Below are 24004 nucleotides of genomic sequence, written 5' to 3' on the forward strand. Positions count from 1 at the left end.
AAAAGATATTATCTGTTCAATCTACTATAAGTAGTTCAACACTTAAATCCTATATTACGGTGATAACTAGCTTTTACAGATGGTTGGATGAAATCAATCAGACCGAAATGTTGTGGCACAGTAAGAGTATAAGGGCAAACAATTCCTTTTTATATGGCCAAATATATAACTATGAATACAGCTATTTGGTAGATGGGTACGTTGCTATGCTAAAGCCAGGACGTGATTATATCAAATGGTATGATAAAGCGACCAAAGATGCCCTTTGCAACAATTTTCTAACGCTTCGAGATGAGGCTGTCCTACGCTTAACTCTTGAGGGATTCCTTGTGTGGGGGAAAAAGATGCAGGCCCAAAACCGTTGCAGCACAATGGATTCGACCGTTTTTGGGCATAAGCAAAGAGCGCAGGATCGGAGTCGGCGTTTGCCTCTCCGGTCCTGCGTTCTTTCCTCATGCTTTCGATCAGGGCAGTGTTTCATCGATCACCACATCAACATCCCTGATTTTGACCTGAATGGTGCCGGCGTCCACCACCGTGACCCGCTCTATAAACTTGTGGGTAATCGTATCATCGTATTCCTTGAAGCGCATCGGCTGCTGGTCCAGCCACGCCTCCATCTCCCGCTGCCTGGAAGCCCGGAGGCTCCGCTGGCTTTTGTCTTCTTCAAGAGCCCGCATCTGATCCAGAATGTCCTGCTTCTCCGCCGTCACCGCCTCGAGCTGGGCGTTCAGCTCCAGGCTGTCCATATCCTCCAGCACCTTGTCCAGCAGCACGGCCTGTTCCGCCGTCAGAGCGTCCAGTCGCTGCTTCAGCTCCAGGAGGCTTACCCCATCCGCCCTGTCGTGGCTCTGGGCCAGCCCCGCCAGCTCCAGGACTTCGGCTTTTACCTCGGCCCGGATGGCGCCGTACTCGTTCAAAGCGGTCACGATAGCCCGATGGAGCTTATCCTCGTCCAGCGAGGGCGAGTCATGACAGTATTTCTTCCCGAATTCCAGGCGGGAAACACACCGCCAGACGATCCGTTTTTTGCCGTTCCTGGCCCAGGTGCAGCGCTTGTAGGGCGTCCCGCACTCCCCGCAGATCAGCAGTTCGCTGAGGGCGTATTTAGAAGAATACTTCCCCTGCTCGGTCTTGCCGGTCTTCTGCATCACCTTCCGTTTGCTGGCACGGCGGGCCATCTCCGCCTTTGCCTGATAGAACATATCCCTGGAGATAATCGCCGGATGATTGTTCTCCACATAGACCATGGGAAACTCGCCGGTGTTCCGCACGATCTTTTTGCTGATACAGTCGGTGGTGTAGGTCTTTTGCAGCAGGGCGTCGCCGATGTAGCGCTCATTGATGAGAATATTGCGAATCGTCTGCCAGGACCACTGCTTCACCCCGGTGGCGGTGGGAACATGCTCCTGCTCCAGCTCCCTCTGAATCCCGAAGATGCTGGCCCCATCCAGATAGCGGCGATAAATGCGCCGCACCACCTCCGCCTCCTCCGGGTCGATCTCCGGCTCACCGTCCGCCCCACGGCGGTACCCCAGCAGACGTGTATACTGGAAGGGCACGTTGCCAGCCTCCCGGCTTTTCAGGATGCCCCAGATCACATTGTTGCGGATGGACTCGCTCTCCGCCTGGGCGAAGCCGCTGAACAGCGTGATCATAAACTCACCGGCCTCCGTGAGCATATTGATGTTTTCCTTTTCAAAGTGGACTGCAATACCCCGGCCCCTCAGCATACGGACGGTGGCCAGACAGTCCACCGTATTCCGCGCGAAGCGGGAGAGGGATTTCGTGAGGATCATATCGATCCGCCCCCGCTTGCAGGCGGCGATCATGCGGTTGAACTCCGCCCGTTTTTTCATGCTGGTGCCGGTGATGCCTCTGTCAGCGAAAATCCCGGCAAATTCCCAATCAGGGTTCTCTCCGATCTTCTGCGTGTAATACTCCTTCTGAGAGGTGTAGCTGGTGAGCTGCTCCTCGCTGTCGGTGGAGACCCGGCAGTAAGCGGCCACCCGCAGCTTCCTGCCGGAGGGGCCTCCGGTTGGCGTTTTCTCCTTGGTGGCGGGGATGAGACGTATTCGCTTTTCTCGTACAGCCTGTTCCATAATCTGTCCTTTCCCGGTAGGTTTATACTATCCTTTGAAGGTCACCGTCACCGCATTGTCCGCGGAGATAGTGATATATTGAATGGCCTTTTCGCCATGGATATCAATTAAATTGGCCTCCTGTGAGAAGCAGTCGTACCGGGCGGAAACCCCCTGGAGAATCAGTTTTACAATCTCCTCCGGCTGATCTGGGTGCTCCAGTCCCCGGTTGATGGCGTTGGTCAGACGGACTGCCTCAGCAGACGGCTCATAGACCACAGCGGACTGTTCCGAAGGCGTATACGCTGCTGTCTGCCGCTCCACTTCTGCCAGAAAATCAGAATCTTTGATTTCCGTCCTGATTCCACAGCCCTCACATTGGAGGTACAGTGTATCATTTCGCTTTTGTCCGCTGTGCCGCCGCTTTAAGGGACTGCCGCACTCGCCGCAACGGAGCTTTTCACGGTATTGGAGGGCTGGGCGGTCTGATCTGCGAACCGTCTTTTTCCGTCTTTGAATGATTTCCTGCGCCGTTTGGAAGGTCCCGGCGTCAATAACGACGGGGCAGCCGTCGGCGCCCGTATAGCGAGGATTTTTCAGAATGAAGCCCACCCGGTTCATGGTCCACTGAGGGCGTTCCTGGCTGTAGAGGATGCCGTCAGCGTTCGCCATGTGGACGGCATTACCGCCGCAGACTACTATGGGGACTCTGTTGCCATGGCGGATTTTCAGGGCCGATGCCCATAGCCCCAAATGAGAGGGCATTCCGCTTTAGGCAATCCACGTTTAGTACAGCTAAAACATGAGCATTTTATGTTTTCGGAATGTGACGTTCGCCGTTTTCCACTTTCCCGTGGCTGGATTTGTTCTGGAATATCCCACAGAGGCACCACAAATAAATGTCTCCGCCAGAACAGCGCCGAGTTTAGCTCCCATACGGCGCAGGCGCGCACTTGGCCCAATCTCCGGCTGTCATTCAAGCAGTTTAGCTTCCATCCTCATACATAAATTTTCACCCTGTTTGCACCTTGTGACCCCAGGGAAACTCTGTGACCACGTGCTCTCCGGCATGCTACACTCCCTGTCAGGTTTCCCTGTCCAGATAAGCCGGGGGGTGATAGGCTGCGATTTGCATCGCTCGATATTCTTTTCCTACTGCTTGCTCAAGGCAGTATTTTAGCTGCACCGCGAACAGCGAATGGGCTGTTCTTACGTGCGCACTTTATGCGTTGACGCTTCATTGCCTCCAAGGTACAAAATAGTATCACTATTGCCCGGAATTGTCTCCCAACTGTCCTTGTAAAGTTCTTTAATTTGCGCCATATTCTGTATAATTGTGCTTGCCGAAATGTTGCGGGAGTGCATGGTCGCCAGCTCACGGGTGAAGCCCGGCAAGGGCATGGCGGCGAACTCGTCCAGCACGAAGTGGACGTGGCAGGGCAGGGCTCCATGGTGGATTTGGTCAGCACTGTAGTAAAGGGCTTGGAATGCCTGGGCGTAGAGAAGACTCACCAGAAAATTCAGACTGTTGTCGTTGTCGGGTATGACGGCGTACAAAGCGCATTTCTTTTCTCCCAGCGTATAAAGGTCCATATCATCCCTGTCCGTAATGGCCTTAATTTGAGGCAGATTGAAGGGAGCCAGCCGCACAGCGGTGGACACCAATATGCTTTTTGAGGTCTTGCCCGCCGCCATTTTAAAGACCTTGTACTGCCTAACCGCCACGCTGTCCGGCTTCTCCCGCTCGATGGACTGGAAGAGCAAATCCAGCGGCGAGACGTATTCCTCGTCCTCCTCCTTCACCTCGGCGTACTCCAGCACCCGCATAACCATGGAGAAGTTCTGTTCATACTCCGGGGCCTCCTGCCACAGCATCAAAATGACCGCTTGCAGCAGAGCCGTTTCGGACTTCTCCCAAAAGGGATCGGAGCCATGATTGCCCTTGGGCGTGGTGGCCTGAATGAGATTGTTCACCAGACGCAGGGCATCTTTTTCATCCCGAATATACCGGAATGGATTATATCCGTCGCTCTCCTCCAGGTTTACCAGATTCAGGACCCGGATGTCATATCCGTTCTGCTCCAGCCAGCCGCCCGTGGCAAGCAGGACCTCCGACTTCGGGTCCGTGACCACATAATTTGTATTGGCCTCCAGGATGTTTGGCTTCACATATGAGCGCGATTTTCCCGCGCCGGAACCGCCGATCACCAGCACGTTCAGGGACCTTCGGTGCTTGTGAGTATCCAGCCCCAGGCGGACGTTCCGGGTGAGGAGCTTGTTCTCCTTTTGAGAAAACTGCGCGTTCACCTCACGGGGCGAGGCCCAGGTGGCGGAGCCGTGCTCCTCCCCGTCCCTCGTCCGGCCTTGGTTGGCGGAGTGGTACAGCAGGGCCAGAATATAAGCGGCGGTGCAGAAGAGAATAGACAGGGCGCTGTACTCCGTCCAATGAACATTGAAGGGATTTTCCAGCGCCGCCGTCAGCTTGCCCACAATGTCCGGTAACCCTCCACCCAGGGATAGGGCGATGAGCAGCGCGGCCCAGACAACGGGAATGTAAAGGAACAGGCGGACGGCGAGGCTGCCTGTTTTGGATTGCTTGATTGGAATCACCTCCAAAAGGGAAGCGTCCCATGCCGCTTGGCACAGGGCGCTTCCTCGCTGATTTATTGAATTTGAATCTGGCACATCCGCATGGTGTTCAAGGCCACCTTGTGGCTCTCCGGCGTCACTCCGGCGCAGCAGTCCGCAATGACCCGGACGGTTGTCTCCGGCAGGAATGCCTTGACCAGCAGGGCGTTGGAGACCACGCAGATGTCCGTGCAGAGGCCCACCAGCGTGATTTCCAGCTCGTCCAGCTCCGCCAGCAGGGCCAGCTTCTCCGCCAGCTCCTTAGAGCCGAAGGTGGGCTTGTCGATCACCACCGCGTCCTTCAGGGCGGCGGCGATCTTCGGGTGCAGCTCCCAGCCTGTAGTCCCCTTGACGCAGTGGACCACGGGCAGGTTCCGGCCCTCCTGGGTCTCCAGGTAGTTTTCTGGGTGGGTGTCCCGTGTGGCGATGACATCCCCAGCGGGGTATTTGCCGATTTCCTCCGCCACCCGGTCCACGATGGCCTCCGCCTCCGGGGTGCCCAGAGCGCCGTTGATGAAGTCGTTCTGCATGTCAATGACCAGTAAAATCTTCCGCATAAAGGTGGGCCCTCCTTTGTTTTGATGACGCTATCATATCATAAATTCTGGCGGAGGAAAACTGTTTTATCTGTTCTTGGGCCTAGTCTTGTTCCTGCTCTTGACAGGCGCGGATTTCCGCCGCTGGTCCAGCTCCGTCCGGTACGCCTTCAGCCGCCCCTCTACGGAAGGGCGGTCACTCGTCGTCCTCGTAACCACGGCTTTTTTGTGTGAAGAGGAGCTGCTTCTGGTACCGGGCGAGGCGCGTTGCGACGGAGAATCTTTTTTTGACGCGGCCGCCTCCTGACAGCTCTTGCCCCGCTCCGGCCCCTTGGGGGCCTTCTGGGAGCCCTCCCGCTCCGGGTGGTCCGCGGTCTTGGCCTTTTCCTCCCGTCGCTTCTGGGGGCCTTCACGCTCCTTACGCGGGGGCTGCTGTTCCCGCTAGGGCGCAGGCTGTTCCGGGGACAAATAGCCCACCCGCTCAAAGATCATATTGGCCCTGTCCAGCTCCGTCACCGGAAGGATCACGTCGATGAGCTTCCCCTTGTCATCCTTGTCATGGATGGCAGAGAACAGGATTTTCTGTTTCTTCGCCAGCTTGGCAAACTGGCGATACTGCTCCGGGGACATAGGGAACTGACGGAGATCCCGCGTTTCCCGCAGCATCTTCCCCAGATTGATTTTCCCGGAAATGGTCTTGTTGTTCTTCGCCAGCGCCATGGACAGCGCCAGCACGTTTTTGAGGGCCGAGCCGCCCAGCCGGACGCTGACCTCTCCGAACGAGAGCATCATGCGCACCAGCTGGTCGGCGGCCTCACCGCCTCCGATGTTCATCGTGGCTTACCTCCTTCAATTCAAGATGTTCAATGGATTGCTTCATTTTCGGGGCCCGTTCCATCACCTCCTTGCATAAGGCCAGCTTCCTTCGCTCCGCCCGGATGGAGCGGTTGAGCTCCGCCAGCTGGCGGTACAGCTCCGCTTTTTCCGCCGTCAGCCGCTCACGAGGGACGCCGCAGCCATCCAGCAGGGCGGAAGCCTCGGCGTACCGGGCGGCCTCTGCCTCCATGCCGGAGAGGCCCTCGTCATAGAGCCGCCTGGCCTCCTCCAGGGCCTCCACATCGGCCAGGGCGTCGTACAGAGAACGGCGCTTTTTCTTCCGCACGTTGAGAATGGTCCGCTGCTTCATGAGGCCGATCAGCGTATCCTCCGTGCGGGTCTGGAACGCTGCCATGTCCTCCTGGGTGGCAATACCGTTTTCCCGAAGGAAGGCGAACTGCTCCCGGCAGCGCTCGAACCGAATGACCTCCTTCCGAAGCTGGGGCGTCATTCTGGGCGGATACTGCCGCTTTTCGATCTTGCCGAGAACGTATAAGTAATGGACGTACAGCGCCAGGAAGCCCGTATATTTCGGATGCTTCTTGTAGGGCCGGTAGGGGACACGATAGGCAGACGGCAACCGCTGTCCGGCCTCGATTGCGGAGAGATTGCCCTGGATAGCGGCGAGGATGCCATCCTCCGTGAACATAGGATTCTTCCGGCCTGGGATCATGAATCGGTCCTGCCCCCGGAGCCGGAAGCCCAGGCGGTTCCCGTGGTTGATCTCCCAGCCCATGTGCTCCATGAGCATAAAGAAGTGGCCCAGGTCGTTGGCGTCCTCGATGGCCGTCCGCAGGTCCGCCTCCAGCATGGAGCGGAAGGTGGGCTGGCCCTTGCTCTGCCGCAGCCATTCGATATAGCTGACGGCCTTGGAGGAAGCCCCCTCCATGATGACCGACAGGCCGTGCTCCCGGCAGAGGCGGTCCGAGGTGGCGCGAATTTGGCTGTAGTAGCTTCGCGGGCGTTGCTGTGATATTTTCTGCCGGTTTCCGCGTTTACGGAGTTAAAAATGGTATGGGCGTGGATGTGCTCCCTGTCCACATGGACGGCGATCACCGCCTCAAAGCCCGGCAGGTGTTCTTCCGCAAACTCCCTGGCGATCTCCAGGGCCAGCTCCGGCGTGACCTCGCCGGGCTTAAAGGATTGAATCACATGGTAATATTGGACGCCCTCCTTCTTTCCATAAGCCTGCTTGGTATCCAGCATCTCCCGAACCTCCCGGCCTGGGTCGCAGTTCAGGTGGATGGTGAGGAGAGCGTCCGTTTTTTCTTCGTTGAGGATGTATCCGACACCGTCCGCCAGCGGCCCCTTCCGGGCCAGAATTTTTGTGACGGCGATTTGTGCCGCCTCCCTTCGCAGAAAATAAGAGCCGCCTCTTTTTGAGGCGGCTCTCAGATGAACCGTTATTCCATGCCGAACTCTTTGCACAGGTTTTCAAATCTAGCCTTTTCCTTCTCCTTCACGGCTTTGGAGAGGTCATTCATGCAGTGGTGGACCACGTCGGCGTCTTTGAGCAGTTCCTCCATGGGGCCGTCTGTTGTCAGCTTATCGTCGTGGTGGTAAATGGCGGAGCAGATGACCTCCGTTTCCTCCGGCGAGGTCAGGCCCAGGCCCTCCAGAATCTCCCTGGCCAGCGCCGCGCCTTGGTGGGCGTGGTCCTCGTAGCTGCCGTTTTTGTAGGCCCAGAGGTCGTGGAGCATCGCCGCCATGGAGGCAAGCTCCGGGTCCAGCCTTCGCTTTTTCGCCAGCATCGTGGCCGCTAAGGACACGCCGTAGAGGTGGGCCACAGCGCTGGTCCGGGTTTTCGGATCAGGAATCATCTCCAATTCATAGTTTACGTGGGTCCGCAGATCGCTCAGCCGTCCCATAATTTAGTCCTCCTCTAAAAGCAGTTTCAAAGCCGCCTCCGCCTGCCTGCGCCGAAGCCCCCGGTTTTCCGGGACCGGGACCCAGCGGGCCCGGACCTCCGGGACAAAGCAGTCGTGGTCGTCCAGAATCACATAGCGTGTGCCCGGATGCCCCGCCAGCCAGGCCAGGATTTCCTCCCCCTTGTTTCCGCTGGGAAGCCGGGGAGCCGCGTCGACGATGGGCGTCCCGTTCCGGGCGAGGCAGTCGTATAGGTTCCCGATGAAAGCCCGGCAGAGCGGGTCGTCCACCTCTAGGGCGTCCCGCCAGGAGGAGCAGAGAACGATCTCCGCCCTGGTCCGCCGCACCAGCCGGCGCAGCCAAAAGAGGGCCAGCGGGTCAAAAACCTGCCGCTCCAGGGGGAGCCGCAGCAGGGCGCTGAGGTGAGTGCTCAGCGTCGTGCAGATCACGCCGTCGATGTCCAGGAACAGGGCTGTCATAGGTACATGGCTCGGAGGAGCGCTCGTCCGGTTTCTGTACGAAAAACCCGCTCCAGCCTGTTTTCCACGTTCTCCCTGGAGTACCCGCTCTCGTCGACGTTGACGAGATAGTCCGCCTCGATTAGAATTTGATGGTCCGGGCCGTCAATGCCCTGGAGGGTGTGGTGATGGCCCACCAGCCAAGCGATGCGGTCCACGGCGGATTGGGGGAGGCCGCTGTCCGAGAGGAAGTCCCGGACCAGGGCGGGACCCTCCAACTCCTGATACTTTCCGTTTGTATTGCCGTACTTCTCCCGGCAGAGGGGGCAGGCGATGTCGTGGACAATGGCGGCGATTTCCAGAATATCCTGGGATGCCTTGTCCAGGCCCTCGCACTCGCCGATGGTTTTGGCGAAGGCCCAGACCTTCATAAAATGGTTCACGTCGTGCCGGTTTCCGTTGGAGTACGCTACCATTTTCCGGGCAATTTCCGCAGTGGTCATTGGAGTCACTCTCCCTGTACGTTTTGACCATTATATCCCATCCGGCTGCCGGAGGCAAGCGATTCCTTCTGGGCTGCCCGGTACATCAATTCATAGACCTGATCCAGCAGGAACAACCCCCGCCTGGCATCCTCGGCCCTGGCGATCCCAGCATTGACGCTCCGGGCGATTTGATTGATATTCACGCCGATTTTATGGACCTCCCAACGGAGGTCCTTGAGTTCCTGGGAGGGCTTTACCGGGAGCGGCATTCTTTCCATGAGGCGGACGAGGTAGGCCCGCTTGCTGAGGCCGCAGGCGTCGGCCTGTTCCGTCAGCAGCTGATACTGCGCCGGGGTCAACTCTATGTGCAGGTGATGCCGACCCTTTTTATCTGCTTTGCTCACAGCACCTCCTTTTCTTTTTTGGAGGAACAGCAGAGCGTTCCTCCCGAACCTCTTGCTCGAATACTTTTTCCAAATCGAACACATTGCCATAGGGAATGCCCTTCCGGCTGAACGGCTTCATGGGCATGGGAATCTGGGCTTGCAGTTCCTTCAGCTTTTCCCAATATTCAGGGAGGAACTGATAAATCGCTTTCAGCTCTTTTCGGTTCTTATTCTTGCAGCACCAGCAGGAAATGGCATTTTCTTTTCCAGTAATAACAGCAGCATGGCTAGTGAGTCTTTTCCAAAACTCACGCTGGCGTAAAATGCCACCCTGCGTTTGCACCTCCCTTCTCCGGCTCGAAGCCGATAAATTTCCGCATTGACGGCCCAGCGCCCCGATGGTATAATTTCAGCCGTTGTCATCTCTCCGCTGAAAAGAGGCGCGTTTATGATGGAAGCGATTGCGGCAAATTTTACCCGTCCCCGTATGGGACGCAGACTGGCTGTCCTCACCGTCAGCCTGATTGTGATCGGGGTCTGCGTGGCGGTGTTCAAGACCGTCGGGTTCGGCACGGACCCCTGCTCGACATTTACTCTGGGCGTTTCCGCCCGGACGGGCATTTCCTTTGGAACCTGTCAACTGGCATTTAACCTGCTGATGTTCCTCCCGGTCATCCGACTGGACCTCTCCCGCATCGGCGTGGGCACCGTTGCCAATATGGTGGGCGTCGGCTATATGGCGGACTTCACCATGTGGCTGATGAGCCCCCATATTCCGCCGGAGGGCCTGTCCATGACGGTCAGAATTGTGCTGTTCGCAGTCAGCATGGCGGCGTTTCTGATTGCCGCCGCGTTTTACATGGTGGTGGATCTGGGCGTCGCTCCTTACGACGCGATTCCGCAATTGATTGCGGCCCGCACGAACCGGCTGAGCGCCCGCGCGATCCGCATGCTGTGGGACATCTCGATTTTGTCCCTTGGTTTCCTGCTGGGGTCCACGGTGGGCCTTACGACGCTGATCACCGGCTTCTGCCTGGGTCCCGCCATCGCCTTTGTGTCCAGCCGGGTGAGGGGCTGGTTCGAGTAATTCCGGCCTAGGGCCGGGAACCATCCGCCCGCAGGCGGCATAGGGGTCAGGGGTTTGTCCCCTGCAAGCGCGCAAAATGTACATTTGCGCTATGCTTGCGGCCCTGCCGCCAGGGGCGGCAGGGTCTTGCCCCGCCTCCGGCGGGGCCGTTTTCAAGCGGAAGGGCTGATTGGAATGGCCGCAGGAGGCGCCTCGTCGGGGCGAAATCCATTCCACTCCGTTTCCACCGCTGGTGAAAACTGCGTTCCATTCCTTTGCCCCTCCTCTCCCCACCGCAAACGCTTCGTTGGCTTGCGGCGGGGACCCCAGAAGAAGGAGGGTCACTCTCACCGCTCCGGCCCCGAGGGTGGCTGCCGGAGCTTCAGATCATAGTGGTCCACCGGCACGTCCCGCAGGTCCAAAGCCGATTTATCCAGTACGTCTGCCGCGTAGCGGGCGTAATTGTAGCCCTCGCTTTCCACCAAAATGCCGCCCCGATGATTTTTGACGCACACTAAAAGGCAATGATACACGCCGTCAACCTCACGCATCAGGTTTCTGTTTTCGATAATAAAGGGCATGTCCTCCAGCAAATGCGTGGAAAAATGCCGGAATTGCTTCTCGGTCAGCTCAACAACCTTGACAACCTCGACGCGAATGGGCTTGTCCTTTGTTATGTTCTGCAAATCCCGCAGACGATTGGCCTTGAAATGAAAATGGGTATAGATCGTGGATACCGCCATCTTATCCTCCTTTTCCAGAGCGAGGGTGTTACATATAACCCCCTTGGCAGACAGGGCTGGGTGCTAGTACATAACACCCAGCCCCCTGACGTTACCGCTCTTTTGATGATTTGCGCCGCACTTTTTCCGGCGCTTCTTCTTTGAGCCCATATGCGGCAATGTCCTGGATGATCGCATTGGCCTCTGCCTGTACAGCCTCGTTCCCATCCATCGCTATGCCGGACACAGCCAGCGCGATCTCCCTGGCGCCGCCGGTTCCTCCTTTTTGAAGCATCCGGGCAAAAACGGCAACCGTCCCCTCTCGGGATGTTTCGTCCGCAAAGTCCTCGGGGATGCACTGCCGGCCCAGATCATAGATTCGCGCGGCGATGCTGCCAGCCGTGACAGCGGGGAAGTATGGGTTATCCCACGCCTCAAAGGGAATGGGCGGACAGCCGGGAGGCTGCACCAGCTCAAAGCCAATTTCCCGGGAAACCCGGCCCAGGATTTCCCGCACAGCCGGGTCCGCCCGCAGTCGGTCCATACAAGTGAAGGCGGTCACGAGGCAGTTCCGTCCCTGGCGCACCTGGAGAAGGTCGGCGGCGCTGAGACCGTCCCCGCTCTCAATGCCCAGGGTCAGCCGGGCGGGAGGCCGTCCGTCCGGGCTGGGTTCGGCGGCCTCGTTGTTATAAGGTTCACTCCGCAGTTCCTCAAACCGGGCCTTGGCCGCTTCAAAAGAGGGGAAATGTTCCAGTTCACTGCGTTCCCCGGCGTTGTCCGCCCAGGTTTTCAGATCAGCGATAATGTAAAAGCCCCACCCGCTACCGGCATCCTGCGGCAGTTCCGGAACAGATTCCACATGATCCGGTGCGGGCTGCTCCACAGACACGGGGCGGAGACAGTCCAGGTGCTTGGCAGCGTAGATGGCATTACCGGTGAGCTGCCTCTGCCACGCCCCCACGCTGGGAGCCCAGCGGAAACCGCCATGCCGCATGGCGGAGCAGGTATCCCGGTCAGGCTTCTCAACGAAGAACACCTGGAGCCGGTTGGCCTGCCGGTCCATTTTCACTTCGCCACCATCGAAGGTCCAGCCCTCGTACTCCGTTTCTGCTTTCTGAGACAGCTCCTCGATCCGTTTCTTCGTCTGGCGGATCATGGCGTTGTTATTGGTGAGGCGGAAACTCGGATAGGGCTTCGGTTCCGGATGCCAGTCACGAGCCATGGAAGCTTTCAGCTTCTCGAACTGAACCGGGTCCAAACCAGGACAGCCCTCCAGGGTTTTGTGCTTGCAGTAGTAGGCGTTGACGGCCTTCATGCGCTCCTGCTCCCGCTCCAGGCCCTCCAGCTTGACCTTCAGCTTCTGGACGGCCTCGGGATCGTCGGAGCTGATGCCGCCCTTTCCAGTTCCACGGATTTTGTCCAGGAGTCCCTGGATTTCCTGCCACTCCTTCATGGCCGCGTCAGAAGCCTGATTCTGCTTTTCTTTCTTCCGCACAGGGAAATTGCTTCCCCCGGCAATCAAAATGGACGGCACACGGGCGGCGATGGCGTTCTGCCGGTTGGTGTTTTCGGCCAGTCTGCGGGCATAGGTATCCAGCAGGCGGTCGATCCTCTCATGATGAATGGGGTCCACCTTCCGTTTCTGCTCCTCCGCGATCCGGGCGGCGGCATCCACGGACCTCCGGTATTCCGCTGTGGCGCTGCCCTCTTTATAATCGTAGAAGCTGTTCATTTCCTTGGCCCGGCGGGCCAGCTCCTCATTGATGATGTAGTAGTTGATAGCTGCACACCTCCTCTGCAAAATCTTCTGACAGCTTTCACTGTTGATTTTAGAATTTCGACTATGAAATGTAATGGTGTTGAAGTATAATGTTTCATCATGGTATAGGGGGGAATGCACTGTGTCCAGACACACCAGCCCGTATGAGGTATACGCAAAATACATATTGGAGGCGGTGTATGGCGACCGCTACGGAACGCTGCTCCTGCGGGATAAGCCAGACCTTCAGACCGCGGACGGAGAAGCCGGTATAGAGGTTACCTCTGTGAACGGAGAAACCTTTGAGCGGCTTGTGACGGAAATTGCCATGAGCCAGCCATATCAGGTTCCGTCGGACAAAATCCTGGAGCTGTGCGCAAAATGCGGCATTGAGTATCACGCATGGCAGACCTTTGTCATCAACCCTCTCCCTGCCGCCGGATTCATTGAGCCTTTTCGCAAAAAGCTGAAAAAACTGAATGCCGGATATGCGTTTCTGGGTCACTACGACCTGTTCCTCTACTCGGACCGGCACACTCTGGAGAATCACGAATTGGAACCGCTGCTGGAAGCATTGTGCGAAGAGAATAAAGCGCCAATCTCCTACCACTATGTCTACATTGACGCCAGTGGAAAGCTGGCGTGTTTTGACTTGGCCCATGGCACATATGAAGTCCAGTACACGAAGGGACTGCGGGAAAAGCTGATATCCGGTTCCGCCGTTGAATAGCGCTTCTCCCGTCTATCGCTCCGGCATTTTTCTCTTTTTATGAGGCACTTTGGAAACAGGCGGCAGGAGTTCGGCGGACAGCGCATCGGAGCGCAGCAGCCCCAGAAGGCTATGCCGCGCTCCGATGTTCGTAACCGTTATGTCCTTGACGCACAGCCGCAGCCAGGGGAGGGCCTCTCCCATCCGCTGGGCCAGGAGAGCGACGTCCAGCGAGGTCCGTTGTTGCAAGGAGACATACACAGAGTATTGCCGCCGCTCAAAGCCGTTGGCTTCCATGAAGCGCCGGATGTCCTTATAGGCCCGCTTGAAGAACTGCGAGTCCTGGCCTGTCTCCTTGTGAGGATAATACCGCTTCAGCGCATCCTGGCTCAGATCGAAGCTGATCTGCTTTCGTGTCATCCCCATATTAAATCTCCTTGTGTGCTTTCTTCACGGATTATCGGTCCAGCCCCTTTTCTCCTTGGCTCTGCTTGTAATAAGATAGCAGATATCTCCTTTGCGCCATCCGCCAGGAAAATCATCCGTCATGTTTTCTCACCCGCCTTTCCGGCCTGGGCAAGCACATCCTCCTCGCCGTTCTCGTCCTGCCAGACGCAGGAGGCAGCGCAGTCCAGGAACCAGTCCGCCCGCAGCAGGGACAGGATGACGTCCCACATAATGGCGAAATCGTCGCCATGGCCCCTGTCCTGGAAGACCAGGGCGTCACTGTCATCTGTGCAGGGGAGATCGTGAACAGCGAACAGCGTCTTGACCGTGCGGTGGACGTCCTCCAGCCTGCGGCCCTGCCGCTCCACGGCGGCTTTGTCAAAGGAAATGTGAACTTTCATGCTCGATATCCCTCCTTTTATTTGGTAGCCCACATCATACCAGCATGTCCCGGCCATATCCAGAAGAATCGGCAGACAGTCACACCTTACGCCGCCTCGGCCAGCTCCCGCTCGATCCGTTCCCTGGCGAGACGGGCGTACTCGTCGGTGACCTCGAAGCCGGTGGCGGTGTAGCCCTCCAGCACAGCGGCGAGAATGGTGGTGCCGGACCCGGCAAAGGGGTCCAGAATGTGCCCGCCCGGCTCCGTGATCTTCACAATGTCCCGCATGAGCTGGAGGGGCTTCTCCGTCAGATGGGTGCGGTTTTGGGGGTTGCCGTATTTGAACACCCCCGGCAGACAGGGGACGGGGCGGCTGATGGGCATATCGCCGTTGGAGCCCCAGACGATGTACTCCGCCTGCTGGCGGAAGCGGCCCTTCTGGGGGCGGGAGTTTCCCTTATCCCACACAGCGGTGCCGCGCCAGACCCAGCCCGCCCACTGGAGAGCGTCGGAGGCGGCGGGGAGCTGCCGCCAGTCGATAAACATACACACCGGCGCGCCGGGCTTACACAGCTTCCGGGCGTCCGCCAGCCACTCCGCCGCCCAGCGGGTCCAGGAACGCTGGTCCTTGGCGTCTCCCTCAAAGGGCGGAGGGGCGGCGTCTCCCATACTGGAATATTTTTTGGCGGTGGATTTGTTCTTCTCGCTCTGCGTCCGGCCTCCGGAGGCGTAGGGCGGGTCGGTGATGATAGCGTCAAAGGTGCCGGGGGCGAAGTCTCCCAACAGCTTCAGGGCGTCGCCCTGGATGATGGTCCACTTATCTTTCATGGGCAGATTTTCCTTTCTTTTTGTGAGTTTTTTTCGGTTCAATGGGAGGCGCGGACAGCTCAGTGTCCACGTACTCGCTGATAATGCTGAGGGCTTCATCATAGCTGCCGGAGGTTTCACATCGCTTGAACATCTCGTCGATCTGTTCCCGCATCCCGGCTTCCTTCAGCAGCATAGAGGCATTGCCCAGGATGGCGTAGATGTTGCCATCCATACCGGCAAGGTCCATCTTCGGCTTTTGCGGGGAATATGCCTGAGTAAATCCTTCCAGACGGTTGGGGACGTAGTCAGAGAGCCACGTTCCACCGAACTGGTCATGGGTCTGGAGCCGCCACATGGCCAGCTTTCCCATGTCCAGTTTCACACCCTCAAAGGGGAACAGCAGGTTTGTCAGGCCGTCGTGCTGGAAGACGGAGGCCCGCTCGAAGCGGCTGCCGTCCAGCAGGATACCGCTTTCGGTGAGCAGTCCGTTGACGCCGTTCAGCCATTCCCGCAAAGGGCCGCCGCAGCCCTGGAGGATGAGACCCTCCTTACCGCTCATTGTCTGCAGATCTTCTGTGGTGATGTTTGTAATGTTATCGCTTGAAAATCATAGTCATCGCCTGGGTCATTTCCGGATCGCTGCCTATAAACAGCCGGTGAGAGGAATCGTCCGTCTTGGCGGGGCAGGACTTCTTGTCGTTCCATAACAGCGCGACGGCGTTGGTTACAGGTATTGCGTGCTCCTTGGCAAAGGCCCTGGCCCGCAGCAGGGTTTTCTCCGGCTGAAAGCTGCCGAAGTCCACGGTGTAGAAGGATTTCAGTTTCCCGTTCTCGTGAACAGAGAGCAGGGCCAGGGGACTGTTTTCGTCCGCTGACCGCGGCGTGTGAAAGCACATCAAACAGCCCTGATCGGCAAGCCCGGCTATCTGCGTCGCTGTGCTGCCGTTTTGCATGTATACGGCGGCGGCTGCCATCTCGGAGGGCAGGAGAGTGCCGCAGGAAATGGTTCCGTAAACATCCTGTACGGTTTCAGGCAGGAAATTGTTTTTGAGAAAACCGAAGGACGTCATCATCGCTTCTAAAAAGTCGTAGGAAAACTCGCCGCACATTTCCAGGCCGTAACGGTACCACGCCTCCGTCGTTTTGCCGTCCAGGCGGGGGACCAACTGCTGGAGCTGACGTTCAAATTCTTCTCTTTTCATAGAACCTCCCCGAACTATTGTCTTGTACTTCATGCGGCGCTCCGAAGCGCGCCCTGATCTTCCTGCCGGAAGAGGGCGTCGATGTCCGAGAAGCGCTGGGTGCGGTTGAACTTCTCAGTTGTCTTGCCAGGAATGGCCTGGAGGGCCAGCATCTTGGCCCACAGGTCCGGGTGGTGGTCGTAGAGGTGGCGCAGTTCCGCCTGCTTGGCATTGGGGCAGAACCAGCAGCCGCCCCGGTCAGTGAATTCATAGACAGGCGAAAGGAGTCCCGCCGTCCGGCAGAACTCCCATGCGTCTTTTTCTGTGAAATCGTATTTTGCCAGCAGGGATACCTGTCTGCCGCCCTCCAGACGGAGCAGCCGTTCCTGCTCTTCTTTGGCGATGCCGATGTATTGGACCGTCACAGGCGGCAGGGTTTTCTGGTACCGCTGGATGGGCCTGACCTTGCAGTCCCGCTGGACGGCGCACTTCCCGCACAGGGGGAAGGAGCGAACCATGCCCTTCTTAGGGCCGCGGGTGACCCTGCCGGTGAACAGGTCCACATAGGTCTTTTTCGAGCGGAGAACGATTATTTTTATCCCCATTCGCTCCAGGGCGGGGATGGCGGTTTCGTAGATGAAGTCCCGGTGCTCCGGCACCTCGCCGGAGATGTCCCTGTCAAACATGACTTCGCAGTATACTGCCTCGTCCAGCGGCTCCCCATGGGCCTTGGCAAGCAACACGGTTGCCATGGAATCCTTCCCGAAGGAGCAGGAGGCAATAAATTTAGGCCGTTCCATATCAGCGCTCCTGCGTGGGCGGCTTCCGCTTCCGAACCGGCGGGTTCAGGAACCGCTTTGCCTCCTGGAAGCCCACCGTGTCCACATAATAGGCTTTTTTCTCCCCGCCCCGGTTCAGCACAATTACATCGCTCATGGACAGAGAATGCATTTGCTGCCCGAAGGGACGATTGTCCTGATTGTGCTTGAGATATAAATCATCCAAAGTGACCTTGGGCGCCAGAACGCCCCGGTAAGCCCGCTGGTAATGGGACATCCGCAGCTTGACTTTCGCCTGCGCGTAGGGCATGAAGGCATAGGGCGCCGCTCTGATGTCCTTGATCTGGTAGATGGTGTAGGTGTCGCAGACGTCGCCCTCTTTGGGATGCTCGGGAGCATAAACAGCCCCGTTCCGCTCCTGGATCTCAGCGAACTGGCAGATGTGGAAGGTTTCGCCGCCGATCCGGGCGTGGGTGACGTCAATGTACCGGCAGGGGAGGATTCTCCGGTCATCGCCGAAGGTGGTGAGGGTGATGTTTTCACCGTCCGGCACATGAAACAGAGTGTTGTAATCGCTGTCAATGAAGCGGACTAACCCGCCGTCCGCCTCGTTCGGGAAAGCCAGAACACCAAATACATTGACGAGGGTATCGCCGTTCATCGCGCCTCCCTTTCACAGGCTTTCGCCAGGGCGGCGGCCCGGTTCGTCTGCTCCCAGGGAGCGTCCTGGTGGGTGAAATGCCCGTAATTGCAGAACGGAGCGAAGATGGGACGATCCAGCCCAAGGGCCCGGATGATACCGCCGGGAGTCAGGTCGAACACCTGCCGGACTGCCTGTTCCAGAACCGCCTCCGGGTATCGTCCGGTCTCATGGAGGTCAATGTCCACGGCCACCGGCTCCGCCCTGCCGATAGCGTAGGCGAGGCCGACGGTACAGCGTTCCGCCAGACCGGCGGCCACGATGTTCTTGGCGACGTACCGGGCCATGTAGGTCCCGCTGCGGTCTACCTTGCTGGCGTCCTTTCCGGAGAGCGCCCCGCCTCCATGGGGGACGAGGCCGCCGTAAGTGTCCACCATCAGCTTCCGGCCCGTCAGGCCCGTATCCGCCTCAAAGCCGCCCAGGACGAAGCGCCCGGAAGGGTTGATGAGGACCTCCGTTTCGTGGTCGGGGTAGAGGTCCCGCAGGGCGGGGACGATGACGTGGCGGGTGACCTCCTTCCGAAGCTCCTCCAGATTCTTCTCCTCATCGTGCTGGCAGGAAACCACCACGGCGGCGATCCGGGTGGGCCTGCCCTTGCGGTATTCCACGGATACCTGGGCCTTGCCGTCCGGACCGAGGCCCTGGATGGTCCCCAGCTTGCGGGCATTGGTGAGTGTCAGCGTCAGCCGGTGGGCAAGCACCACGGGCAGGGGGAGGAGCTGGAGCGTTTCCGTACAGGCGAAGCCGTACATGATACCTTGGTCGCCAGCCTCCATTTCACTGGAGCCGCTCACGGCCCCAGCGATGTCGCCGCTCTGGTCGTGGGTAATAACCTCCACCTCGTAATCGCAGGAATAGCCGGTTTCCCGTACCGTCCGGGAGACGATGGCGGGGATGTCCGGCAGCTGCCGGGCGGTAATTTCCCCGGCGACAATGATTTTTCCCGCCGTGGCCATGGCCTCGCAGGCCACATGGGTGGCGGGATCATGCTTCAAACAGGCGTCCAGAACGCGGTCGGCGATGGCGTCGCACAGCTTGTCCGGATGGCCCTCGGTGACCGATTCGGCGGTCAGGATGTAGTTATCTCTCATGAGTCTTTCCTCTTTTCTTTTTTTGTTCTGTGGGTTTTTCGGGGGAATCAGGCGCTTCCAACGGAATGGCAAGCAGATGGGGATGATCAAACATCTCCTTGTAAGAACGAAGCTGGAAATCGGTCAGGGAAATGAAATTTTCGCCGCCCACTCCGACAATTAGAAAGGTCCCGCAGAGAACGTCATACGGATCGCCATAGCAGTCGCAGAGGAGACGGTTGGGAGGCAAATTCAGGTTTTTGCCCTCGGCGTTACAGATAATGGCAGCAGACTCCGTAAAAGGAGAAACCATTTCAATTTTCCCACCGGCAACACCCTGCAGGGACTTGAGATCGGGAAGGATTTCCCGCACCTCGCAGGGCTTCGTCGGCTCAACCACAAGGACCTTAATTGTTTGTTTGCTCATTCTTTCTTCCTTGGGCGGCAGCTCCGCCATCCTCTCCAGCTTGTCTGTTTGGTAGCAGTAAATGTAAAAATTGTAATTTCCCCGCAGGGGCAGGAAGCGCAGATAGTAGCGGCGCTTAGGGGTATCCACCCGGAAGCCGTAATAATCTTTGCCGGATTCAGGGCTCATTTGGGCCTGCTTATGCTTCCAGCAGAAGCTCTGCATGGCGCTGAGATCCTTGAGGGGGCCGTCCTTCCGCAAGGTGTTGACCACCTCGTCCAGCTCGTCCTTGAACTCCTGGTCCTTCAGTTCCCCCTGGTGGTCCCACCATGTGGTCCAGAACTCCGTCCCCCGGCCAAAATCTCCCCGCAGGTGGCCGATACAAGCCTGTTCCTCGGCGCAGCCGGAGAAGGTCAGCAATTCCTCATCCTTGTCAAGCCCCTGGAGCGGATAGGCTTCAGCGCTCATGGCCCTTCGCCTCCTTCTTTTTGGGAGACAAGGGTTTCTCCGGAGCGGGACCGTGCTCCCGCCCAATCTCCATTTGCCGAATCATTTTCACAACTTCCCGAAAAGCCAAATAACGGTGAATCTGCTCCGGGTCATCTGTAATGACGCGAATTGTTTCCCACAGCGGGGACCCATGATGGCTGATATCCGACTGAACAACCAGGGCGGGCTTATCTCCCTCCTCCAGCATGACGCGGGCGCCGCGAATATCCTCGGCGCGGTCGTACAGGCCATAGGTCAAGCCAACGCATTTCAGGGTCTCCAGAGCGTCCACAGTGGTGTACACGCTGCCAGTGGAAATATGGACCTCGCCGGATAGCGAAATCTTTTTACCGCTCATGAGAATTTCCTCCTTTCAGCGGTCTGCCGCGTTTGATAAAGGCGTTGTTGATTCGCTCTGTCTCCGCATGGACCTCCTCCACAGCGTGGTCCCACGCTTCCTTCAAAGCGGCGGCCGGAAGACCGCTGCATCGGTATCCCTCCAGGATACCGTTATAGTAGGCGGTGCTTGGAAGCATGGGTTCCTTGAACCGCTCATCCATAATGTAGGCCATGACGGAGAGAGACCGGCCCAGGCCGTCCCGGACAGTCACCGTGCGCTTATCGTAAAAGCGGGGATAGCCCTCATACCGGTCCAGGGAGCGCTCACACGACCGCGTGAGGCTCCACAGCAGGCCATGGACCCTGCCGCCCGCTTTGGGAGCAATGGTAGCGAAGCCGCCCCGGCGAAACAGCAGTTCATAGTCCTCCAGAAATACCGGCCCAACGACACAGGCGTCCGGGCAACGGCAGGCCGTCTGCTCCAGGTTGATGTTGCTGCCGTAGGCGAAATACAGTCTTCCGTCAGCCATCCTCCAGCACCTCCAGGGCCCCGGCCTTGGCCAGCAGGGCGAACATGGCGCGGGCCTGCCGCTCCAGACTGCCGTTCGGCAGGGGACAGTCCAGATCGGTGGCCCGGATGAAATTGCTTCGGAGCTGCCAGAGGTAGCTCTCGGCGTCGGGGAACTCGGTGGGGTCGAAGGCGGTCAGGCGGAGCTGTTCCAAAATCTCCGTCCCGGTTCCCTCATAGGTTCTGGCGTCAATGCTGATTTTCATTTAAAATCACCTCTCATTTTCATGGTGTCGTTTTTTCCTTCTGTTGACCTCGTAGCTGTCCTTGTCGTGGCGCCACGCCCGGTCGCCGTCAAGGTTAGCGAGAAGGATATCTCGAGTCTCCTTGAACTCGTCGCCGTTGAGGCCCAGGCGGACCAGCCAGACCCGGAAGGTGAACAGCTCGTTGTCACTGCGGGTTTTCTGCATGACGGCGCTCCGCTGGACGATGGCCTGGGCGGACATGGCGAGGCACAGATGCACATAGGCCGCCGCCTTGGCGGGGTCCAGGGTAGAATTAAAGCACCGCCATTCGACGGTGCCTCGGTAAAAGACAGAGTGAAGATTCAGGGCATAGTACCGGGATTTGTTATAGTGGTCATGACGGGTCCTGCCGTCATTTTCAAAGCCCTCGTACCAGATATCCTCCAGCTGGGTCAAGTCTGACGTTTCCTCCGCAGATAAGGTCCGAGCCTGTTTCAGCATGGGTTCCCGCACCTTTTGACACCACTCTATGGCTCTTGCCTCATTCACCTGCAAGGCTTTGAAGAGGAGGTCCTCCTTGGAATACATGATGCTGATCAGGTTTTTGAGGCTCTGGCGGTTGTGGTTGGAGGCGTCTACATGGACGTGAAGCCCGCAGGAGTCGTTCACCTTCGCGCCGATGGCTGTTACCCGCCGCATACACTCTTGAAGATGCGGCAGTTCGTCATAGGTCAGCTTCTTGAACCAGATGTAATAATGGTCCAAAATAAAAGGGTTGGTGACGCCCATGACCACTTTGGCGATCTTCTTCAGCCGTCCTGCCAGGGCTCTGTCTTGGCAGAACCAGTCGTACCAGCCCGCCCCGCATTGTGTGTGAATGTCCGGGCTGTCGTAAAATCCGGCCTTGAACTGCTTCTGCCACTGGCGGACGGAGATTTCTTCTTTCACGAAGACGCCTCCTCTCCCTGCGGCAGAAGGCGTTCCAGGACGTCCGCGATGGCGGAGAAGGTTTCCGCCAGTTCGCGGGCCTCTTTGACAGAATCCTCAATTTCGTCGGACCGCATGCGGGTGTTCTCCACCCAGATACGGACGTTTTCCTCCGTGGGGGTCAGCAGGACGGCTCGCTCAAAGGCTTTACAGAAGAGAGAAGCGATCTTGCCCCGGCGGTCCGCCTCAGCGTCGATGGCCTGGACCTCCTTTTTCGCTTTCAGAAGCTCCACCGCCTGAGCGGCGGCCTCCTCCCGTTCCTCCTCCGGCAGCTCCTGAACCTGACGGGTGATGTTGTAGCCCTGGTTCACGGACAGGTCCCCGCTGTCCAGGGCCTCCTTCACGGTGGATGGGGCGTGCTCATCAATTTGCATGACCTTGCCCATGGTGACCTCGCCAATGCCAACCGACTCAGCCAGTTCTTTCCTCGTGCTGACAGGAGGGAGCGCTTCTGACAATGTTGTCAAAAGCGCTCCCTCTCCAGATTTGTCTCCTCCGGCCGCAGCCTGATTGGCCCTGGCCTTCGCCTCAATATCCGGCCTCAGCTTCAGGGCGATCTTGCCCAGCTCCCACTTCTCCAGGTTCCGGCGGCCCCGCTGGTTCTCAATGGCCCAGCGTTTCGCCTCCAGCAAGTCCTCAAACGAGAACACCGCCATTTTATACGGAATCCCGTGCTCCTCACACAGCCGCTGGCGGTTATGTCCGTCGATGATGACCATATCCTCATTGACGATGATAGGCGAGTAGCATCCGTTTTTCAGCAGGTCCGCTTCCAGGGCGGTCAGCTGCTCCCCCGTGAGAGGGGGGAGCAGCTCTGCCATCTCCGGCAGCACCACCGGGGTCCGGTCCGCGCTGCCATATTCGACGCCAGTGTTCCGCATTAAGCGATGGCCTCACTCTCAGGCATCCCGCAGGCGGCGGCCTCCCGGTTTGCTCTGGCAGCGTCAATGGCCCCGGCGGCCTCCCGCGCCTTTCTGGGGGAAAGCACTTCCACATCGCTGGCCTTGATGAGGAAGCCGGGCTGGCGGGTGGGGTCCTCGGAGGGCACAACGGTTTCGAAGTCCCCGGCGGCGGCCAGCTTGCAGCCCTTATAGGCCATGGCGGCGCAGCGTTCCGCCAGGGGGCCGCGGACCTTGATGGAGATAAAATCGGTGAGGCGGGTTCCGTCCTTGGCCCGGTAGCGCCGGTCCGAGGCGATCCGCAGGATGGCGTAGGGCCTGCCGTCCTCCTGAGTCTTCAGCTCCACGTCGTTGGTCAGGTTTCCGGTTGCGGCAACTTTCAGCATAGACAGTCTCCTTCTTTGGTGATATATTTATAATGTATAGGACTACAGGCGGCCCGCTGAAAGGCGGGCCGCCTGGGCGCGAGAATCAATAGCCGGTACGGGGCAGTTTGGGCACGGAGGGCTTCTTTCCGTAGACGGTGGTCACCCAGCGGCTGACCGCCTGGACCCATACGCCTTGGTAGGTGCCGCCCACGTCCGCCTTGTTCACGAAGGAACTGGCAGCAATGCTGGACACGGCCTTACAGTGCAGCATGGGCTTCTCCACCTGGGCGAAGCTACCGGGGACCTGCCCAAATACGAACATGATTTCTGTGACCCGCTCGTTGCTGGCGAGACCCAGGGCTGTGGCGGAGGCGGCGAGGGTGTAGTTCTTCTGGGTACTCAGGTTGTCCGCCAGGGTCTGGGGCTCTCCTCCGTTCACCCGGTAGGTGATCTTATAGGTTCCGGGGAAGTTGTAGGTGCCGGTGACGATCTTCTCCAGCCGCACCTCGGCGGGAAGCGTGTCCCGCCAATAGAAATTGTCAAGGCGCACGTTGGAGCTGTTGGCGATGCCGGAGAATATGTAATTGACCGGCTGGCGGGGATGTTGTAAAAGGTTGCCGTCTGTGTTTCCTGGGGATTGACCGTAATAGTCTGGCTCTCTCTGCCCGGTTCGATGGTATATCCGGGCAGGGGCTGGGTTTCCTTGATTACAACTGTCCCGACGATGCCGGAGATATGGACCTCGCCGTGGTCATCCGTGGTGTAGAGGCCCTTACTGGAGAGGTGCCCATTGTCTGTGTCAACGTAGCCGCCCTCAGCATA

At 58.3% G+C, this 24004-nt stretch carries 30 protein-coding genes and 2 pseudogenes; 2 read left to right on the forward strand and 30 right to left on the reverse strand.

Annotated elements, in window-relative coordinates; translation table 11 throughout:
• Positions 1-464: 464 nt before the first annotated feature.
• From Q1M04_RS14220 to Q1M04_RS14275, 12 genes and pseudogenes are all read right to left on the reverse strand, one after another.
• A complete protein-coding gene (locus Q1M04_RS14220; protein ID WP_300448350.1) occupies positions 465-2102 on the reverse strand; it encodes a recombinase family protein in 1638 nt (545 codons plus the stop codon).
• 27 nt (positions 2103-2129) lie between these two features.
• A complete protein-coding gene (locus Q1M04_RS14225; protein WP_300448352.1) occupies positions 2130-2753 on the reverse strand; it encodes a zinc ribbon domain-containing protein in 624 nt (207 codons plus the stop codon).
• A 537-nt stretch (positions 2754-3290) separates the two neighbouring features.
• Positions 3291-4691 (reverse strand): VirD4-like conjugal transfer protein, CD1115 family, encoded by a 1401-nt coding sequence (locus Q1M04_RS14230; RefSeq protein WP_300448417.1) that lies wholly within the window; start codon positions 4689-4691, stop codon positions 3291-3293.
• Between the two features lie 53 nt (positions 4692-4744).
• Positions 4745-5266, reverse strand: a complete 522-nt coding sequence (locus Q1M04_RS14235) for an isochorismatase family cysteine hydrolase (protein WP_300448355.1) — start codon at positions 5264-5266, stop codon at positions 4745-4747.
• Positions 5267-5686: 420 nt separating this feature from the next.
• Positions 5687-6079, reverse strand: coding sequence for a DUF3801 domain-containing protein (locus Q1M04_RS14240; protein ID WP_300448358.1), 393 nt, complete (start codon positions 6077-6079; stop codon positions 5687-5689).
• Complete coding sequence (locus Q1M04_RS14245; RefSeq protein WP_300448360.1) at positions 6060-7010, reverse strand: hypothetical protein; 951 nt, start codon at positions 7008-7010, stop codon at positions 6060-6062. Before Q1M04_RS14245 ends, Q1M04_RS14240 begins: the two co-directional genes overlap by 20 nt.
• Before the next feature lie 125 nt (positions 7011-7135).
• A pseudogene (locus Q1M04_RS14250) lies at positions 7136-7549 on the reverse strand (relaxase/mobilization nuclease domain-containing protein); the annotation flags it as partial.
• On the reverse strand, positions 7525-7989 hold the full coding sequence (locus Q1M04_RS14255) for an HD domain-containing protein (protein ID WP_300448363.1): 465 nt from the start codon (positions 7987-7989) through the stop codon (positions 7525-7527). The gene Q1M04_RS14255 and the pseudogene Q1M04_RS14250, both read right to left, overlap by 25 nt.
• Before the next feature lie 3 nt (positions 7990-7992).
• Positions 7993-8466 carry an HAD domain-containing protein gene (locus Q1M04_RS14260; protein WP_300448366.1) on the reverse strand — a complete coding sequence of 158 codons (474 nt, stop codon included), beginning with the start codon at positions 8464-8466 and terminating at the stop codon, positions 7993-7995.
• Positions 8463-8948 (reverse strand): HD domain-containing protein, encoded by a 486-nt coding sequence (locus tag Q1M04_RS14265; protein ID WP_300448369.1) that lies wholly within the window; start codon positions 8946-8948, stop codon positions 8463-8465. Before Q1M04_RS14265 ends, Q1M04_RS14260 begins: the two co-directional genes overlap by 4 nt.
• 5 nt (positions 8949-8953) lie before the next feature.
• On the reverse strand, positions 8954-9334 hold the full coding sequence (mobC, locus tag Q1M04_RS14270) for a plasmid mobilization protein (protein WP_300448372.1): 381 nt from the start codon (positions 9332-9334) through the stop codon (positions 8954-8956).
• Entirely contained in the window at positions 9318-9659 is a 342-nt protein-coding gene (locus Q1M04_RS14275) for a hypothetical protein (RefSeq protein ID WP_300448375.1), read from the reverse strand. The genes mobC and Q1M04_RS14275 overlap by 17 nt, the downstream gene beginning before the upstream one ends.
• A gap of 105 nt (positions 9660-9764) precedes the next feature.
• On the opposite strand from Q1M04_RS14275, the gene Q1M04_RS14280 reads away from it, so the two are divergent.
• Positions 9765-10403 (forward strand): YitT family protein, encoded by a 639-nt coding sequence (locus Q1M04_RS14280; protein WP_295753705.1) that lies wholly within the window; start codon positions 9765-9767, stop codon positions 10401-10403.
• A 326-nt stretch (positions 10404-10729) separates the two neighbouring features.
• Here the strand turns inward: Q1M04_RS14280 and Q1M04_RS14285 are convergent, their stop codons facing one another.
• Positions 10730-11125, reverse strand: a complete 396-nt coding sequence (locus Q1M04_RS14285) for a DUF6329 domain-containing protein (protein ID WP_300448378.1) — start codon at positions 11123-11125, stop codon at positions 10730-10732.
• Between the two features lie 91 nt (positions 11126-11216).
• Positions 11217-12905 (reverse strand): DUF3560 domain-containing protein, encoded by a 1689-nt coding sequence (locus tag Q1M04_RS16250; RefSeq protein ID WP_366140839.1) that lies wholly within the window; start codon positions 12903-12905, stop codon positions 11217-11219.
• A 100-nt stretch (positions 12906-13005) separates the two neighbouring features.
• On the opposite strand from Q1M04_RS16250, the gene Q1M04_RS14295 reads away from it, so the two are divergent.
• Positions 13006-13593, forward strand: a complete 588-nt coding sequence (locus Q1M04_RS14295; protein WP_300448381.1) for a hypothetical protein — start codon at positions 13006-13008, stop codon at positions 13591-13593.
• Positions 13594-13605: 12 nt separating this feature from the next.
• Here the strand turns inward: Q1M04_RS14295 and vapD are convergent, their stop codons facing one another.
• The 16 genes and pseudogenes from vapD to Q1M04_RS14375 all read right to left on the reverse strand — a co-directional run.
• A complete protein-coding gene (vapD, locus tag Q1M04_RS14300) occupies positions 13606-13998 on the reverse strand; it encodes a VapD family protein (RefSeq protein WP_300448384.1) in 393 nt (130 codons plus the stop codon).
• A 119-nt stretch (positions 13999-14117) separates the two neighbouring features.
• Positions 14118-14420 carry a hypothetical protein gene (locus tag Q1M04_RS14305; protein ID WP_295753698.1) on the reverse strand — a complete coding sequence of 101 codons (303 nt, stop codon included), beginning with the start codon at positions 14418-14420 and terminating at the stop codon, positions 14118-14120.
• An 86-nt stretch (positions 14421-14506) separates the two neighbouring features.
• Positions 14507-15229 (reverse strand): DNA methyltransferase, encoded by a 723-nt coding sequence (locus Q1M04_RS14310; RefSeq protein ID WP_300448387.1) that lies wholly within the window; start codon positions 15227-15229, stop codon positions 14507-14509.
• The gene (locus tag Q1M04_RS14315) at positions 15219-15770 is read right to left on the reverse strand and encodes a hypothetical protein (RefSeq protein WP_300448389.1); all 552 of its coding nucleotides are present in this window, start codon (positions 15768-15770) and stop codon (positions 15219-15221) included. Before Q1M04_RS14315 ends, Q1M04_RS14310 begins: the two co-directional genes overlap by 11 nt.
• A 34-nt stretch (positions 15771-15804) precedes the next feature.
• On the reverse strand, positions 15805-16413 hold the full coding sequence (locus Q1M04_RS14320; RefSeq protein ID WP_300448392.1) for a hypothetical protein: 609 nt from the start codon (positions 16411-16413) through the stop codon (positions 15805-15807).
• A 29-nt stretch (positions 16414-16442) separates the two neighbouring features.
• Positions 16443-17192, reverse strand: a complete 750-nt coding sequence (locus Q1M04_RS14325; protein WP_300448394.1) for a phosphoadenosine phosphosulfate reductase — start codon at positions 17190-17192, stop codon at positions 16443-16445.
• Between the two features lies 1 nt (position 17193).
• On the reverse strand, positions 17194-17832 hold the full coding sequence (locus tag Q1M04_RS14330; protein WP_300448397.1) for a YodL domain-containing protein: 639 nt from the start codon (positions 17830-17832) through the stop codon (positions 17194-17196).
• A complete protein-coding gene (metK, locus tag Q1M04_RS14335; protein ID WP_300448400.1) occupies positions 17829-18962 on the reverse strand; it encodes a methionine adenosyltransferase in 1134 nt (377 codons plus the stop codon). Before metK ends, Q1M04_RS14330 begins: the two co-directional genes overlap by 4 nt.
• Positions 18952-19815, reverse strand: a complete 864-nt coding sequence (locus tag Q1M04_RS14340; RefSeq protein ID WP_300448403.1) for a DUF3846 domain-containing protein — start codon at positions 19813-19815, stop codon at positions 18952-18954. The genes metK and Q1M04_RS14340 overlap by 11 nt, the downstream gene beginning before the upstream one ends.
• The gene (locus Q1M04_RS14345) at positions 19805-20194 is read right to left on the reverse strand and encodes a hypothetical protein (protein ID WP_297312350.1); all 390 of its coding nucleotides are present in this window, start codon (positions 20192-20194) and stop codon (positions 19805-19807) included. The genes Q1M04_RS14340 and Q1M04_RS14345 overlap by 11 nt, the downstream gene beginning before the upstream one ends.
• Positions 20184-20705, reverse strand: coding sequence for a gamma-glutamylcyclotransferase family protein (locus Q1M04_RS14350; protein ID WP_300448406.1), 522 nt, complete (start codon positions 20703-20705; stop codon positions 20184-20186). The genes Q1M04_RS14345 and Q1M04_RS14350 overlap by 11 nt, the downstream gene beginning before the upstream one ends.
• Positions 20698-20949, reverse strand: a complete 252-nt coding sequence (locus Q1M04_RS14355) for a hypothetical protein (protein ID WP_297312346.1) — start codon at positions 20947-20949, stop codon at positions 20698-20700. The genes Q1M04_RS14350 and Q1M04_RS14355 overlap by 8 nt, the downstream gene beginning before the upstream one ends.
• Positions 20950-20955: 6 nt before the next feature.
• Positions 20956-21876 (reverse strand): amidoligase family protein, encoded by a 921-nt coding sequence (locus Q1M04_RS14360; RefSeq protein ID WP_300448409.1) that lies wholly within the window; start codon positions 21874-21876, stop codon positions 20956-20958.
• Positions 21873-22796 carry a hypothetical protein gene (locus tag Q1M04_RS14365; protein ID WP_300448412.1) on the reverse strand — a complete coding sequence of 308 codons (924 nt, stop codon included), beginning with the start codon at positions 22794-22796 and terminating at the stop codon, positions 21873-21875. Before Q1M04_RS14365 ends, Q1M04_RS14360 begins: the two co-directional genes overlap by 4 nt.
• Positions 22796-23200: a single-stranded DNA-binding protein gene (locus Q1M04_RS14370; RefSeq protein ID WP_300448415.1), complete on the reverse strand. Its 405-nt coding sequence runs from the start codon at positions 23198-23200 to the stop codon at positions 22796-22798. The genes Q1M04_RS14365 and Q1M04_RS14370 overlap by 1 nt, the downstream gene beginning before the upstream one ends.
• Before the next feature lie 85 nt (positions 23201-23285).
• A pseudogene (locus Q1M04_RS14375) lies at positions 23286-23777 on the reverse strand (hypothetical protein); the annotation flags it as partial.
• Positions 23778-24004: the final 227 nt, after the last annotated feature.

It is taken from the genome of uncultured Oscillibacter sp., assembly GCF_950073225.1.
Taxonomy (GTDB): domain Bacteria; phylum Bacillota; class Clostridia; order Oscillospirales; family Oscillospiraceae; genus Oscillibacter.

Coding starts and splice junctions, on each gene's coding strand:
- Q1M04_RS14220 (WP_300448350.1), bottom strand. CDS start 2,102: ATGGAACAGGCTGTACGAGAAAAGCGAATACGTCTCATCCCCGCCACC.
- Q1M04_RS14225 (WP_300448352.1), bottom strand. CDS start 2,753: ATGGCGAACGCTGACGGCATCCTCTACAGCCAGGAACGCCCTCAGTGG.
- Q1M04_RS14235 (WP_300448355.1), bottom strand. CDS start 5,266: ATGCGGAAGATTTTACTGGTCATTGACATGCAGAACGACTTCATCAAC.
- Q1M04_RS14240 (WP_300448358.1), bottom strand. CDS start 6,079: ATGAACATCGGAGGCGGTGAGGCCGCCGACCAGCTGGTGCGCATGATG.
- Q1M04_RS14245 (WP_300448360.1), bottom strand. CDS start 7,010: ATGGAGGGGGCTTCCTCCAAGGCCGTCAGCTATATCGAATGGCTGCGG.
- Q1M04_RS14255 (WP_300448363.1), bottom strand. CDS start 7,989: ATGGGACGGCTGAGCGATCTGCGGACCCACGTAAACTATGAATTGGAG.
- Q1M04_RS14260 (WP_300448366.1), bottom strand. CDS start 8,466: ATGACAGCCCTGTTCCTGGACATCGACGGCGTGATCTGCACGACGCTG.
- Q1M04_RS14265 (WP_300448369.1), bottom strand. CDS start 8,948: ATGACCACTGCGGAAATTGCCCGGAAAATGGTAGCGTACTCCAACGGA.
- Q1M04_RS14280 (WP_295753705.1), top strand. CDS start 9,765: ATGATGGAAGCGATTGCGGCAAATTTTACCCGTCCCCGTATGGGACGC.
- Q1M04_RS14285 (WP_300448378.1), bottom strand. CDS start 11,125: ATGGCGGTATCCACGATCTATACCCATTTTCATTTCAAGGCCAATCGT.
- vapD (WP_300448384.1), bottom strand. CDS start 13,998: ATGGGGATGACACGAAAGCAGATCAGCTTCGATCTGAGCCAGGATGCG.
- Q1M04_RS14305 (WP_295753698.1), bottom strand. CDS start 14,420: ATGAAAGTTCACATTTCCTTTGACAAAGCCGCCGTGGAGCGGCAGGGC.
- Q1M04_RS14310 (WP_300448387.1), bottom strand. CDS start 15,229: ATGAAAGATAAGTGGACCATCATCCAGGGCGACGCCCTGAAGCTGTTG.
- Q1M04_RS14315 (WP_300448389.1), bottom strand. CDS start 15,770: ATGAGCGGTAAGGAGGGTCTCATCCTCCAGGGCTGCGGCGGCCCTTTG.
- Q1M04_RS14320 (WP_300448392.1), bottom strand. CDS start 16,413: ATGAAAAGAGAAGAATTTGAACGTCAGCTCCAGCAGTTGGTCCCCCGC.
- Q1M04_RS14325 (WP_300448394.1), bottom strand. CDS start 17,192: ATGGAACGGCCTAAATTTATTGCCTCCTGCTCCTTCGGGAAGGATTCC.
- Q1M04_RS14330 (WP_300448397.1), bottom strand. CDS start 17,832: ATGAACGGCGATACCCTCGTCAATGTATTTGGTGTTCTGGCTTTCCCG.
- metK (WP_300448400.1), bottom strand. CDS start 18,962: ATGAGAGATAACTACATCCTGACCGCCGAATCGGTCACCGAGGGCCAT.
- Q1M04_RS14340 (WP_300448403.1), bottom strand. CDS start 19,815: ATGAGCGCTGAAGCCTATCCGCTCCAGGGGCTTGACAAGGATGAGGAA.
- Q1M04_RS14345 (WP_297312350.1), bottom strand. CDS start 20,194: ATGAGCGGTAAAAAGATTTCGCTATCCGGCGAGGTCCATATTTCCACT.
- Q1M04_RS14350 (WP_300448406.1), bottom strand. CDS start 20,705: ATGGCTGACGGAAGACTGTATTTCGCCTACGGCAGCAACATCAACCTG.
- Q1M04_RS14355 (WP_297312346.1), bottom strand. CDS start 20,949: ATGAAAATCAGCATTGACGCCAGAACCTATGAGGGAACCGGGACGGAG.
- Q1M04_RS14365 (WP_300448412.1), bottom strand. CDS start 22,796: ATGCGGAACACTGGCGTCGAATATGGCAGCGCGGACCGGACCCCGGTG.
- Q1M04_RS14370 (WP_300448415.1), bottom strand. CDS start 23,200: ATGCTGAAAGTTGCCGCAACCGGAAACCTGACCAACGACGTGGAGCTG.